This window comes from Acidovorax sp. (assembly GCF_016783915.1).
Classification (GTDB): Bacteria; Pseudomonadota; Gammaproteobacteria; order Burkholderiales; family Burkholderiaceae_C; genus Acidovorax.
In genome coordinates this window covers 38,228-51,439 of record NZ_JADHVT010000019.1, presented here as the reverse complement: position 1 = coordinate 51,439, position 13,212 = coordinate 38,228, and the positions used below count along the sequence as shown (strand labels likewise).

The following is a 13,212-nucleotide window of genomic DNA, read 5'->3' as shown; positions in this document are numbered from 1 at the left end:
GCTCCTGGGGCGCTGGACCAGACAGCGGGTTGTGTGCAACCCCAACGACGTCTTTGACAGGAGTACAGGCATGACCAACAGTACCGGCAGCGCGGCCCATTTGGCGGGGCTAATGCCCGGCGGAGCATCCAACACGCTCGCCAATGAAGATCTGCTCCCCACCACCGCCGCGCAGCGACACTGGACCTGGAAAGACTTTGCCGCACTCTGGGTGGGCATGGTCGTGTGTGTGCCCACCTACACCATGGCCAGCTCCATGCTGGACCAGGGCTTCACCTGGCAGATGGCGGTGTGGCTGGTGTTCCTGGCCAACTGCATCGTGCTGGTGCCCATGGTGCTCATCGGGCGCGTGGGGCCCAAGTACGGCGTGCCGTTTCCGGTGCTGGCGCGCGCATCGTTTGGCGTGAAAGGCGCCAACTTGCCCGCTGTGCTGCGCGGCCTGGTGGCGTGTGGCTGGTTTTCCATCAACTGCTACTTTGGCGCGCTGGCGCTGCATGGTTTCCTGAACATCCTGGGCATGGGGCTCGCGGGGCCGGCGGATGGGCAGACCATCAGCACCTCGCAGTTCATGTGTTTCCTCGCGTTCTGGGCGGTGCACATCTACTTCATCTGGAAGGGCCCTGAGTCCATCCGCAAGCTCGAAGTGATTGCTGCGCCGCTGATGATCATTGCGTCCATCGTGCTGGTGGTGGTGCTGATGATGAAGGTGCCCTCTGGGCAACTCTTCAACCTGCCCGCCAAAGTGGTCGAGGGTGGCCCCAAGACCTGGGCGGCGTTGACGGGGCTGGTCGGCTTCTGGGCCACGCTCGCGCTCAACATTCCCGACTTCACGCGCTTTGCCAAGACGCAAAAGGACCAGGTCATGGGCCAGGCCATCGGCCTGCCAATCCCCATGGCGCTGTTCTCCATGGTGGGCGTGATCGGCTTCTCGGCCTCGGCCATCCTGTATGGCAAGGCCCAGCTGTTCCCCGACGGCCTGCTCACCCAGATGGGCAGCGTGGCTGCGGGTCTGGGCCTGCTGGTGATCCTGCTGGCCAACCTGACCACGAACGTGGCCGCCAACCTGGTGTCGCCTTCGTACGACTTCAGCCAGTGCGCCCCATCCAAGATCAGCTTCCGCATGGGCGGCCTGATCGCTGCAGGGCTGGGTTTGCTGTTCATGCCCTGGAAGCTGCTGGCCACCTCGGGCGGCTACCTGTTCACCTGGCTGGGCGGCTACGGCACCCTGCTGGGCGCCATCGCGGGCATTCTGCTGGTGGACTACTACCTGGTGCGCAAGAGCGAGCTGAAGGTGGACGACCTGTACCGCCGTGGCGGCGAGTACGAGTACAGCAACGGCTGGAACCTGCATGCACTCATCGCCTTTGCGCTGGGCGTGCTGCCCTGCCTGCCCGGCTATCTGGCGGTGTCGGGCGTCGTGGACAAGGCGGGCATGCCTGCGGTCTGGCTCACGCTGTTCGACTCGGGCTGGTTCTTCAGCCTGGCGGTGGCTGGCACCTACTACTACCTGACAGCCAAGAAGAAGTGACCCCCTGGACCCCGCCTGGGCCTGGTGCCAGTGCAGGGTCCCTTTTTTGAATTGATCCGTATCCCTGAAGGAGACCCCCATGAGCCAAGCCCTTGTGATCCGCGGTGGCACCGTGGTCAACGCCGACCGTGAACAGCGCGCCGATGTGTTGTGCGTCGATGGCCGCATCGTGGCCGTGGGGGATGACGCTGCGGCCCAGGCCCCCGCTGGCGCGCAGACGCTGGATGCCAGCGGCCAGTACGTGCTGCCCGGCGGCATCGACCCGCACACGCACATGCAGCTCCCGTTCATGGGCACCGTGACCATGGACGACTTCTTCACCGGCACGGCCGCCGCGCTGGCCGGTGGCACCACGAGCATCATCGACTTCGTGATCCCCGACCCGCAAGAACCCATCCTGGACGCCTACCGCAAGTGGCGTGGCTGGGCGGAGAAGTCGGCCGCCGACTATTCGTTTCACGTCGCCATCACCTGGTGGAGCGAGCAGGTGCGCGCCGACATGGGCACGCTGGTGCAGGAGGAGGGCGTGAACAGCTTCAAGCACTTCATGGCCTACAAGAACGCCATCATGTGCGACGACGAAACCCTGGTGAACAGCTTCAAGCGCGCGCTGGAGCTGGGCGCCATGCCCACGGTGCACGCCGAAAACGGGGAGCTGGTGTACCTGCTGCAGCAGGAGGTCGCCAAGATGGGCATCACCGGTCCCGAGGGCCACCCGCTGTCGCGCCCGCCCATGGTCGAGGCCGAGGCTGCCAACCGTGCCATCGCCATTGCCGACGTGCTGGGCGTGCCCATCTACGTGGTGCATGTGAGCTGCATGGAATCTGCCGACGCCATTGCCCGCGCCCGTGCGCGCGGCCAGCGTGTGTACGGCGAGGTGCTGGCCGGCCACCTTCTGGTGGACGACAGCGTGTACCGCGACCCCGACTTTGCCAAGGCCGCCGCCTATGTGATGAGCCCACCCTTCCGCCCCAAGGGCCACCAGGAGGCGCTGTGGCGCGGCCTGCAATCGGGCCAGCTGCACACTACGGCCACGGATCACTGCACCTTCTGCGCTGCGCAAAAGGCCATGGGCAAAGAGAACTTCGCCAAGATCCCCAACGGCACGGGCGGTGTGGAAGAGCGCATGGCTGCGCTGTGGGACGGTGGCGTGAACACCGGGCGCCTCACGCCATCCGAGTTCGTGGCCATCACATCGGCCAACGCGGCGAAGCTGTTCAACATCTACCCGCGCAAGGGCTTCATTGGCGAAGGCGCCGATGCCGACCTGGTGCTGTGGGACCCGCAAGGCACCAAGACCTTCTCGGCCCAAACCCAGTTTAGCAAGGGCGACTTCAACATCTTTGAAGGCCGCACTGTGCGCGGCATCCCCAGTCACACTGTGAGCCAGGGCCGCGTGGTGTTTGCCAACGGCGACCTGCGGGCCGAGCAGGGCACAGGCCGCTACATCAAGCGCCCTGCGTTTGGCGCCAACTTCCAGGCCGTGCAAAAGCGTGCAAAGGACCTGGCCCCTACCGCCGTTGCGCGCTGACCGCTGCAATGCATCCGGAGAACACCATGGACACCAAAGTGAAGACTGACATCGAGAACCTGCGCATCAACGGAGACCGCCTGTGGGCGTCGCTCATGGAGCTGGCGCAGATCGGCGCCACCCCCAAGGGCGGCGTGTGCCGCCTCACCCTCACCGACCTGGACAAGCAGGGCCGTGACCTCGTCACCCGCTGGGCGCGCGAAGCAGGCATGACGGTGACCATCGACAAGATCGGCAACGGCTTCATGCGCCGCCCGGGCCGCAACAACAGCCTGCCACCCATCATGACCGGCAGCCACATCGACACCCAGCCCACGGGCGGCAAGTTCGACGGCAACTACGGCGTGCTGGCCGGCATTGAGGTGGTGCGCACGCTCAACGACCACGGCATCGAAACCGAAGCCCCCATCGAAGTCGCGTTCTGGACCAATGAAGAAGGCAGCCGCTTTGTGCCCGTGATGATGGGCTCGGGCGTGTTCGCCAAGGCCTTCACGCTGGAGCACGCCTACGCCGCCACTGACACGGAGGGCAAAACCGTGAAGGGCGAACTCGAGCGCATCGGCTACATCGGCGACCAGGAACCCGGCGACCACCCTATCGGCGCCTACTTCGAGACCCACATCGAGCAAGGCCCCGTGCTGGAAGACAACAACAAGACCATCGGGGTGGTCAGCGGCGTGTTGGGCATTCGCTGGTTCGACTGCACCGTGACCGGCATGGAAGCCCACGCAGGCCCCACCCCAATGGCCCTGCGCAAGGACGCGATGCTGGCCGCCACGCGCATCATGCAAGACGTAGTCGCTGCCGCCCACCGTCACCCGCCGCACGGGCGCGGCACCGTGGGCATGGTGCAGGTGTTCCCCAACAGCCGCAACGTCATCCCCGGCCGCGTCAAGTTCAGCATCGACCTGCGCAACAGCACCGATGCGCTGGTGGATGCGATGGCCGCCGAGGTCAAGGCCTTTGCCGATCAGGTGGCCCAAGAACACGGCGTGCAGGTGCACATCGAGATGGTGTCGAGCTACCCGGCGCAACTCTTCCAGCCCGAGTGTGTGGAGGCCGTGGGCCGCGCTGCCGCCAAGCTGGGCTACAGCCACATGCCTGCCGTGTCAGGGGCGGGGCACGACGCGGTCTACATGGCCAAGCTCGCCCCCAGCGGCATGATCTTCATCCCCTGCAAGGACGGCATCAGCCACAACGAGATCGAGGACGCCAAGCCCGAGCACATCGAGGCGGGGTGCAATGTGCTGCTGCATGCCATGCTGGAGCGGGCTGGGATGTAATGCTATTTAAATGATAGCTTTCGGCGCTTTGTGCGCAAACGCTAGAGTCTGTTTTTGCTTGAAATCCGGCTGTGCGTTGTCAGTGCAACTCCGTCAGTCCCAGAAAGTGATCCAGCATGTGGAAGTGGTCTTCAAAGAACTCCTCTTCCAATCCGGCCAGCTGGTCGATGGGCGTCCACTGCACCAGCGCCGCATCGTCATCGGCCAACACCGCAGGAAAGGATGCGTCCCCCAAGTCAAAGTAGTGCGCGTGGGTGATGGTGCGCCCGCGCTGGCTGCGGTCGGGGTGGTCGAACACGGCGACCGATTGCAGCGCGCTGCGCATTCTGGCCTCGGGCAGGCGGCAGTGGGTTTCTTCCACCAGCTCGCGCAGGCACGACTGCCACACGGTTTCGCGCTGCTCGATGAATCCCCCGGGCACGGCCAGCTGGCCCTTGCCGGGCGCGTGGGCGCGGCGGATCAACAGCACGTGGTCCTGGCAGCGCAGCACGGCGTCCACCGTCACGAACACAGGCGGGTAGGGCGCGGCTGCCCAGGCTTCGCGGTAGCCGCGCAGCATGCGCCACTCTTCCTGCAGCGCGGGGTAGTGCGGGGTCTGCGCAAAGTGCTCCAGCGTGGCGACGGTGCTCTCGGGAATCTCGTCGGCCAGTGGCGCCACGGCAGCACGCGCGGTGGCGGAGGTGGCGCCAAAGTACGCGTCGCGGATGGCGGTAGCGTCAATGCGGCCCTGGCGTTCTACGTGGATGAGCTGCCAGCCAGGAAAGGCGCTGAGGTAGCCGCTGGTGGCGTCCTTGAAGTGGCCCACCAGGCCGATGCGTGCGTCTGGCGCAGTCATGTGCGCCACGCCACGCCGCACGGCCTGCACCCACACGGTTTCGTTGTAGTAGTCGCGCATGGGCAGCACCTGCATACGGGCACTGTCTGCAGGGGCCAGGGCCGCGCGCAGCATGGCTTCGCGCTCTTGCCAGGTGAAGGGGTTCTTGGGCGAGCGCGCCTGCCACGCCGAGCCGATCACCACAATGACCTGCTGGGCGCTGTCCAACGCGCGTTGCAGCAGTGCCATGTGGCCGCTGTGCACGGGCTCAAAGCGTCCGATGTAAATGGCGGTATCGACCATATGTCTCCGGCTGGTGGTGCGCATCAGGGCCCTTCACTTCGCTGGCGTTGGGGTTACCCGGGTCCTTGCGATGGCCGTGGTTCAGCCAGGTCTGATCCGGGCGTTGAAGCGGCTTGCGAGCAGGTTTTGCGAGCTTTTTGGCTGGATGCGCAGGATTTGTATGTGCTGGCAGCTATCTTTTTTGTAGTGATTTTACAGCCAGCCGGGGCGCGGCTGGGTGACGGCTATGGAGATTGCGGCCGGGCGAGCTGTTGCCGCCCTGGTAGCCACTGCGTGTCTCATGGTGGTGCGGTCTGGCCTGTCACGTGAAGGGCTGGGGCCGTGGCGTGTACAACCGACTGGCAAAAAAGGGGTGGACCGGCTTATGCAAACGTGGCGACAATGCGCCGCTTGCACGCTGCGCGCAGTGTTTCTTCAGCGCGAACCCGTCCTTTTCACGCGGTGGTCCTGCGATGCGGCGTGCAAGCCCACCTGTGTGAACCGGGGGACTGCGCCCGATGTGGCGTGTCCGCACCTCCAATATCAGGCCCGCTGTGTGCGGGCCGCCGAGGGAGATCCATGTCGTTGCGGCTCAAATTCAATCTGGTGCTGGCGGGTGTGCTGCTGCTGGCCGTGCTGGGCGCGGGCGCCTATGTGCACCGCTTTTTGCAGCAGTCGGCCATCGAGGAGGTGCAGCACAACTCGCAGATCATGATGCACGCGGCCATGGCCATTCGCGACTACACCACCGAGCTGGTCAAGCCCCACTTGGACGTGACGCTGGCCGAAAAATTCCTGCCCCAGACCGTGCCTGCCTACGCGGCCACCGAAACCCTGCGCCGCCTGCAGAACCGGTTTCCGGGCTATGAGTACAAGGAGGCGGTGCTCAACCCCACCAACCTGCGCGACCGGGCCAACGAGTGGGAGGAACGCATCATCGGCGACTTCCGCGAAGGCCGGGCCGACCCCAAGAAGGAGGTGACCGGCGAGGTGGGCGAGGGCATGCACCGTGCCATGTACGTGGCCCGCCCCATCACCATCAAGCAGGCCCAGTGCATGGCCTGCCACAGCACACCGGCAGTCGCACCGCCCACCATGCTCAAGGTCTATGGCGACAAGAACGGCTTTGGCTGGGGCATGAACGAAACGGTGGGCATCCAGGTGGTGAAGGTGCCGATGTATTTCCCGCTGGAGAAGGCGCGTCAGACCTTCAATACGGTGATGGCGGCGCTGGTGGGCAGCTTTGTGCTGCTGTTTGTGGGCCTCAATCTGTCGCTGTCGTCGCTGGTGATCGAGCCTATGGCGCGGCTCAACCGCAAGCTGGAAGACCTGGCCACCAAGGACTTCCTGACTGACCTGGTGAACCGCCGCCGCTTTTTTGAGAGGCTGGAGACCGAGATGGCTGACACCCGCATCAAGAAGGGTAGCCTGTCGGTGGTAATGTTTGACATCGACTTTTTCAAGCGCATCAACGATACCTTTGGGCATGACTCGGGCGATGTGGTGCTCAAGAGCACGGCGCTGCGTGTTCGCGAATTGCTCCGGTCGTCCGACTGCGCCGCGCGCTTCGGGGGCGAGGAGTTCATCATCCTGCTCAAGGAAACCCCGGTGGATGCTGCCATGGCCATGGCCGAAGCCGTGCGTGCGCGCATTGCTGGTGCGCCGTTTGACGCCGTGGGCCATGTCAGTGCCAGCTTTGGCGTGGCCACCTGGGACCACAAGGAAGACAGCCACGCCCTGATCAAGCGCGCGGACACGGCGCTGTACAAGGCCAAGTCCAGCGGTCGCAACTGTGTGGTGCAGGCCGAAGAGGCAGTGTGATCCCAGGCGTGTATAAGGTCCGAGCCCAGCGCGTTCAGGCCATGGCGGCCTTGGCTTCCTCATAGTCCGCCCGGTAGTCCGCCGCCAGCGCGGTTTTCTGCTTTTCCGTCAGCAGCTTGCCGGCCATCTGGAAGAAGCGGTGCTCTTCTTCCTTCAGATGGTGCTCCACCTTCTCGGCCAGCTTCTTGGCCAGTGGCAACCAGGCGGGGCTCGACGGCTCGGTCTCTTCCAATGACTCCACCAGCTCATCGATCTGGTGGTGCTCTGAAATGGCATGGCGCGACAGGTCAATGCCCGCATCGTGCGCCATCAGCGGTACATAAAAGTGGCGGTCCTCGGCCTGGGCGTGGGCGGCGAGTTCCTTTTTGAGTTGATCGAACAGATCGCGTCGCTCGGGCGTATCCCCGCTGGTGTCGGTCAGTGCGCTGTAGAGCGCACGCTGGCGTTCGTGGCTCTCGCGCAGGGCTTCAAAGATGTTGGTGGTGTCGGTCATGGTGGGCTGGTGTTTCATTGAATTGACAAAGGTGTGAAGGACTACTTGAGCACCTTGCGCGCGGCGCCCACCCCGATGGCCGCCAGCACCACGAACACCACGGCAACCACCAGGAACAGCACAAACAGCACCTTGGCAATGCCCGCTGCGCCTGCGGCGACACCGCTGAAACCCAGGGCCCCGGCCACGAGGGAGATCAGGGCAAAAATGATGGCGTACTTCAGCATGGGGGCGCTCCTTGCGGTGGGTGGTGAGGCAGCGCGGGGCTGCAAAACGTTGTGCAGGAACGATACCGGCGGTCCATGGGGCGTGCCGTCAGTGCAGGCGGGCGGTGGGTGTAGGAGAGCGCCGCTGAGGAACCCAGGGGTGCCCCAAAAAGAAAAGCCGCAACGCGGAGCGTTGCGGCTTGGGAGGTGGTGCGGCTCTGACGGTGTTTTGGTCTCCAACCACAGTGCTGCGCAATATGAGCTTCGTCCACGTACGGAAAGCCGCGCGATGCGCGGAGGGCTTACAGCCCTGCTGCCTTGTCCGTACCTTGGTCTTCGTTCATATCGCTGGCGCGATATGAACTGCGCCCGAAGACCGAAAACCGCGCTATCACGCGGCGGGCTTTACAGCCCGGCGGCAGCACGCAGTGCCGCCGCTTTGTCGGTCTTCTCCCAGCTGAACTCGGGTTCTTCGCGGCCGAAGTGGCCGTAAGCTGCCGTCTTTTCGTAGATCGGGCGCAGCAGGTCCAGCATCTGGATGATGCCCTTGGGGCGCAGGTCGAAATGCTCGCGCACCAGTGCGGCCAGGCGGTCGTCCGACACCACTCCGGTGCCTTCGGTGTACACGGTGATGTTCATGGGCTCAGCCACGCCGATGGCGTAGGCCACCTGGATCTGGCACTGGCGCGCGAGGCCCGCGGCCACGATGTTCTTGGCCACATAGCGGGCAGCGTAGGCAGCCGAACGGTCCACCTTCGTTGGGTCCTTGCCGCTGAAAGCACCGCCGCCGTGGGGGCAGGCGCCGCCGTAGGTGTCCACGATGATCTTGCGGCCGGTCAGGCCACAGTCGCCCTGGGGGCCACCGATGACGAAGCGGCCGGTGGGGTTGATCAGGTAGCGCGTGTTCTGCAGCCATTCCTTGGGCAGCACGGGCTTGATGATCTCTTCGATGATGGCTTCGGTGAACGAGGCCTTCATCCTGGTCTGGGTTTCGCTCTGGTCGGGGTGGTGCTGGGTGGAGAGCACCACGGTATCAATGCTGTGGGGCTTGCCGTCCACATAGCGCATCGTCACTTGCGACTTGGCGTCGGGGCGCAGGAACGGCAGGCGGCCGTCCTTGCGCAGCTGGGCCTGGCGCTCGACGAGGCGGTGCGCGTAGTAGATGGGCGCTGGCATCAGCTCGGGCGTTTCGTCGCAGGCATAGCCGAACATCAGGCCCTGGTCGCCAGCGCCGGTGTTCAGGTGGTCGTCGCTCGCGTGGTCCACGCCCTGGGCGATGTCGTTGGACTGCTTGTCGTAGGCGACGAGCACGGCGCAGCCTTTGTAGTCGATGCCGTAGTCAGTGTTGTCGTAGCCGATGCGCTTGATGGTGTCGCGCGCCACCTGGATGTAGTCCACGTGGGCATTGGTGGTGATCTCGCCCGCCAGCACCACCAGGCCGGTGTTGGTCAGCGTTTCAGCGGCGACACGCGAGCGGGGGTCCTGTTTGAAGATCGCATCGAGAATCGCGTCCGAGATCTGGTCGGCCACCTTGTCGGGGTGGCCTTCGGAGACGGATTCCGAGGTAAAGAGAAAGTCGTTCGCCATTTGAATAAACTCCTGTGTTCCGGCATTTGGGGCGTTGCCCTCACCCCGAAGGAGATCTGGCGAACGCTTTAGCAGATTTTTTTAACGTCGCCCTGCAAGTTGCTCATTTAACTCAGCGACCCCGTTATTTTAATGCCAGTCGTCTTCCGATTCTTTTCCGTATTTCCGCTGTGGTTGCTGCACGTCATGGGCGCGGCCATGGGCTGGGTGGCGTTTGTGGCGTCTCCTACCTACCGGCGCCGGTTTCTCGCCAACTCGGCGTTGGCGGGCTATGCGTTTGGCGATGTGCGTGCCGCCGTGGCCCATGCGGGCCGCATGGTGGCCGAGCTGCCGCGCCTGTGGATGGGCGCGACCATGCCCTGCGCACTCACGGGCGAGGCCTGTGTGGAGCAGGCCTACGCCGCCGGTCGTGGCATCGTGTTTCTGACCCCACACCAGGGGTGTTTTGAACTCTCGGCCCAGGCCGCAGCGCGGCGCTGGAGCGCGGAGCGTGGCCCCATCACCGTGCTGTACCGCCCCGCGCGCCAGGCCTGGCTGGCCAAGGTGATGGAGACCGCCCGCAACCGCCCCGGCATGCTGGCCGTGCCTACCACGCTGGCAGGCGTGCGCCAGATGATCAAGGCCCTGCGCCGGGGCGAGGCCGTGGGCCTGCTGCCTGACCAGGTGCCGCCCGAGGGGCAGGGCCAGTGGGCGCCTTTTTTTGGGCGCGACGCCTACACCATGACCCTGGCGGTGCGCCTGGCGCAACAGACCGGCGCAGCCGTGGTGCTGGCGCGCTGCGAGCGGCTGCCGTGGGGGCGTGGCTATGTCACGCATTTCGAGCCGCTTTCCGCGCCGCTGTCCGCCGACATGGACCAGGCCGTGCTGCAAATCAACCAGGCCATGGAACATCTCATCCGCCAATGCCCCGAGCAGTACCTGTGGGGCTACGGCCGCTACAAGCAGCCGCGTGGCGAGGCTGCTGCGGCAGAGCCTGCCGCCGGAGGCGCCGCATGAAGGGCCTCACAGGGCGTTTGGGTGTGGGTTTCATGCGGGTGCTGGCGCTGCTGCCGCTGCCGGTGTTGCGCGGCATGGGCTGGCTGCTGGGGCAGGTGGCGTTTGTGCTGGTGGCGCCCCGCCGCAAGGTGGCGCTGCGCAATCTGGCGCTGTGTTTCCCTGACTGGACCGAAGCGCGCCGCCGCGCGGTGGCGCGGGCCAGTTTTGTCGCGTTTTGCCAGACCTGGCTGGACCGCAGCTGGCTGTGGGCTGCGCCGCGTTCGGTGGTGGAGCAGCGTGTGCGCCTGACCGGTGCGGTGCACGAGCTCGACGGCGACACGCCCACCATATTGTTTGCGCCGCATTTCTACGGCATGGACGCGGGGGGGCTGGCCTTGCCGCTGCGCAGCAGCCGTGCGTTCACCTCCATCTTTGCCACCCACCCTGATCCGGCGGTGGATGCCTGGTTCATGGCGGGGCGCCAGCGTTTTGGCGATGTGCGCATGCTCAACCGTTCGGACGGCGTCAAACCCATCATCGCCAACCTGCGCAAGGGTGGCTTGCTGTACCTGCTGCCTGACATGGACTATGGCCGCAACGATTCGGTGTTTGTGCCGTTCTACGGCGTGACGGCGGCCACCATTCCGTCGCTGTCGCGGTTTGCTCGGCTGGGTCGCGCCAAGGTGGTGGGCGTGTATTCGCGCATGACGCCCACCGGGTACGTGGCCGAGGTTTCGCCCGCCTGGGCCAACTACCCCACCGAAGATGCCGAGGCCGACACGGCCCGCATGAACCGCGAACTGCAGGCCGTGATCGACACGATGCCCGAGCAGTACTACTGGGTACACAAGCGCTTCAAGACCCGCCCGGAGGGCGAGCCCTCCGTGTATTCCCGCTGAAATATCAGCAAAAATGGCCTGAAGCGCCAGTGCATCATGCGCTGATAGCTATTGTTTAGATAGCAAAAAACGCTGCAGTTCCACGGCTACGCGCTCTGGGTGCTCGTGCACGATCCAGTGCGATGCCTGCTCCACCTGCTGCACCTGCAGCCGGGGAATCCAGCCGGGCAGGCCGTCGAGCAGGCCAGGCAGCAGGGCCGGGTCGTCCATGCCCCAGAGCACCAGCGTGGGCACGCCCACCGTCAACATCGACTCGGGCAGGGTGATGGCCTGGGCGCCGGGGTCGCCCTCACGCGGCGGGCGGATGGGGCTGGCGCGGTAGTAGTTGCAGGCACCCTGCAGGCCCTGCTGCCACAGGGCCCGGTACTGGGCGCGCACCTCGTCGGTCAGCCATGCGGGGGCGCTGCCGTCCGGGGCGTTGAAAAAGGCGAACAGGCGGCGGAAGTCGTCTTCGGCGAGCAGGGCCTCGGCATCGGGTCTGCACAAGAAATGCATGTACTGGCTGCCCGCCTGCTGGGCGGCGTTGTGCGACAGCTCGCGCACAAAGGCGCCAGGGTGGGGCGAGTTGATGATGGCCAGGCGCTTCATCAGCTGGGGCTGCTGGTTGGCCAGGTTCCACGCCACGGCGCCGCCCCAGTCATGCGCAATCAGGCATTCCAGCGCGCTGCCGGGGCATTCGTGGGCGATCAGTGCCACCAGGTCCTGCACCAGGTGCTTGGCGCGGTACGCGTCCACCGCCTGCGGGCTGCTGGACGGGCCAAACCCGCGCAGGTAGGGCGCCACGCAGCGGTAGCCGCCGTTTTCGGGGCGGGCAAAGTGCAGCAGCAGTTCATCCCAGATGAAGGCCCCCTCGGGGAACCCGTGCAGGAACAGCAGCACCGGGCGTCCGGGGATGCCGCTCACGCGGCAGTGCAGGGTGATTCCGTGGGGGAGGTCAACAGGGCAATCTTGGATCATGGTGCTATGCATTCTGTAGCTGCCAGCGCATGAATCGATTGCGCTAGCGGCTAGTTGGGCTCGGATTCGCTGGTGGGCGATGGCTGGGCGGGGCTGCTGCTGTCCGCAGCCGCAGGGGGCTCTTCGGCGAGGGGCTTCACCGGGTGCGCCCACTGCCACAGCAGCTGGGCCACTTCATCCACCCCTTGCTTTTTGAGGGCCGAGAACATCTTCACCTCGCCGCCGCCCGCGTGCAGTCGCGTAATCGACAGCACCTTGGCCTGTTCAGCGCGCGTGAGCTTGTCGGCCTTGGTCAGCACGATGAGGAACTTGAGACCCTCCTCGACCCGGGGGCGCACCACTTCGAGCAGCGCCTCATCCAGCTCGGTCAGGCCCAGGCGGGGGTCGCACAGCAGCACGATGCCCGTGAGGCCGGGGCGGCTGACCAGGTAATTCACCATCACCTGCTGCCAGCGCACCTTGTCCGATCGCGACACGGCGGCGTAGCCGTAGCCGGGCAAGTCGGCCAGCACGGCGTCCATCACCCCTTGTTTGCCCAGCGAGAACAGGTTGATGTGCTGGGTGCGCCCTGGCTTCTTGGAGGCAAACGCCAGTTGTTTTTGCTGGGTGAGGGTGTTGATGCAGGTGGACTTGCCCGCGTTGGAACGGCCCACGAAAGCGATTTCGGGTACGTCGATGGGCGGCAGGTGGTGCAGCTGCGCCGCCGTGGTGAGGAACCTGGCGGTGTGCATCCAGCCCATGGCGATTTTGGCGTCGGGTGCGGGCGGGAGAGAGCCAGCAACTGGCGCAGAGGGGGGTGTCGTCATGGGGAGTTGGGAGAGAAAGAACCATCATTG

General features: G+C 65.1%; 12 protein-coding genes. 6 read left to right on the top strand and 6 right to left on the bottom strand.

Annotated elements, in window-relative coordinates; all coding sequences use genetic code 11:
* The first annotated feature begins 70 nt into the window (after window positions 1-70).
* The 3 genes from ISS20_RS06320 to ISS20_RS06310 all read left to right on the top strand — a co-directional run bounded on the left by ISS20_RS06320 (window position 71) and on the right by ISS20_RS06310 (window position 4,342).
* A complete protein-coding gene (locus ISS20_RS06320) occupies window positions 71-1,528 on the top strand; it encodes an NCS1 family nucleobase:cation symporter-1 (protein ID WP_291434817.1) in 1,458 nt (485 codons plus the stop codon).
* A 79-nt stretch (window positions 1,529-1,607) separates the two neighbouring features.
* The gene (hydA, locus tag ISS20_RS06315) at window positions 1,608-3,059 is read left to right on the top strand and encodes a dihydropyrimidinase (RefSeq protein WP_291434815.1); all 1,452 of its coding nucleotides are present in this window, start codon (window positions 1,608-1,610) and stop codon (window positions 3,057-3,059) included.
* A gap of 26 nt (window positions 3,060-3,085) precedes the next feature.
* Window positions 3,086-4,342, top strand: coding sequence for a Zn-dependent hydrolase (locus tag ISS20_RS06310; RefSeq protein WP_291434813.1), 1,257 nt, complete (start codon window positions 3,086-3,088; stop codon window positions 4,340-4,342).
* 79 nt (window positions 4,343-4,421) lie between these two features.
* Here ISS20_RS06310 and ISS20_RS06305 read toward each other — a convergent pair whose 3' ends face one another.
* Entirely contained in the window at window positions 4,422-5,459 is a 1,038-nt protein-coding gene (locus ISS20_RS06305; protein WP_291434826.1) for a bifunctional nicotinamide-nucleotide adenylyltransferase/Nudix hydroxylase, read from the bottom strand.
* Between the two features lie 558 nt (window positions 5,460-6,017).
* Between ISS20_RS06305 and ISS20_RS06300 the strand changes: the two genes are divergently transcribed.
* Entirely contained in the window at window positions 6,018-7,259 is a 1,242-nt protein-coding gene (locus tag ISS20_RS06300; RefSeq protein WP_291434811.1) for a diguanylate cyclase, read from the top strand.
* A gap of 34 nt (window positions 7,260-7,293) precedes the next feature.
* Here ISS20_RS06300 and ISS20_RS06295 read toward each other — a convergent pair whose 3' ends face one another.
* The 3 genes from ISS20_RS06295 to metK form a co-directional block, all read right to left on the bottom strand.
* Window positions 7,294-7,752, bottom strand: coding sequence for a hemerythrin domain-containing protein (locus ISS20_RS06295; RefSeq protein ID WP_291434809.1), 459 nt, complete (start codon window positions 7,750-7,752; stop codon window positions 7,294-7,296).
* Window positions 7,753-7,793: 41 nt separating this feature from the next.
* Window positions 7,794-7,979, bottom strand: coding sequence for a DUF1328 family protein (locus ISS20_RS06290; protein WP_056060124.1), 186 nt, complete (start codon window positions 7,977-7,979; stop codon window positions 7,794-7,796).
* A 384-nt stretch (window positions 7,980-8,363) separates the two neighbouring features.
* Complete coding sequence (gene metK, locus ISS20_RS06285; RefSeq protein ID WP_291434808.1) at window positions 8,364-9,545, bottom strand: methionine adenosyltransferase; 1,182 nt, start codon at window positions 9,543-9,545, stop codon at window positions 8,364-8,366.
* A 132-nt stretch (window positions 9,546-9,677) separates the two neighbouring features.
* Here metK and ISS20_RS06280 point away from each other — a divergent pair, with 132 nt between their 5' ends.
* Together ISS20_RS06280 and ISS20_RS06275 are read left to right on the top strand one after the other, a co-directional pair.
* On the top strand, window positions 9,678-10,541 hold the full coding sequence (locus tag ISS20_RS06280; RefSeq protein WP_291434806.1) for a lysophospholipid acyltransferase family protein: 864 nt from the start codon (window positions 9,678-9,680) through the stop codon (window positions 10,539-10,541).
* On the top strand, window positions 10,538-11,419 hold the full coding sequence (locus tag ISS20_RS06275; RefSeq protein ID WP_291434804.1) for a lipid A biosynthesis acyltransferase: 882 nt from the start codon (window positions 10,538-10,540) through the stop codon (window positions 11,417-11,419). Before ISS20_RS06280 ends, ISS20_RS06275 begins: the two co-directional genes overlap by 4 nt.
* A gap of 48 nt (window positions 11,420-11,467) precedes the next feature.
* Here ISS20_RS06275 and ISS20_RS06270 read toward each other — a convergent pair whose 3' ends face one another.
* Window positions 11,468-12,376 carry an alpha/beta hydrolase gene (locus ISS20_RS06270; RefSeq protein ID WP_291434802.1) on the bottom strand — a complete coding sequence of 303 codons (909 nt, stop codon included), beginning with the start codon at window positions 12,374-12,376 and terminating at the stop codon, window positions 11,468-11,470.
* 50 nt (window positions 12,377-12,426) lie between these two features.
* Window positions 12,427-13,182, bottom strand: coding sequence for a ribosome biogenesis GTP-binding protein YihA/YsxC (gene yihA, locus ISS20_RS06265; protein WP_056747236.1), 756 nt, complete (start codon window positions 13,180-13,182; stop codon window positions 12,427-12,429).
* Window positions 13,183-13,212: the final 30 nt, after the last annotated feature.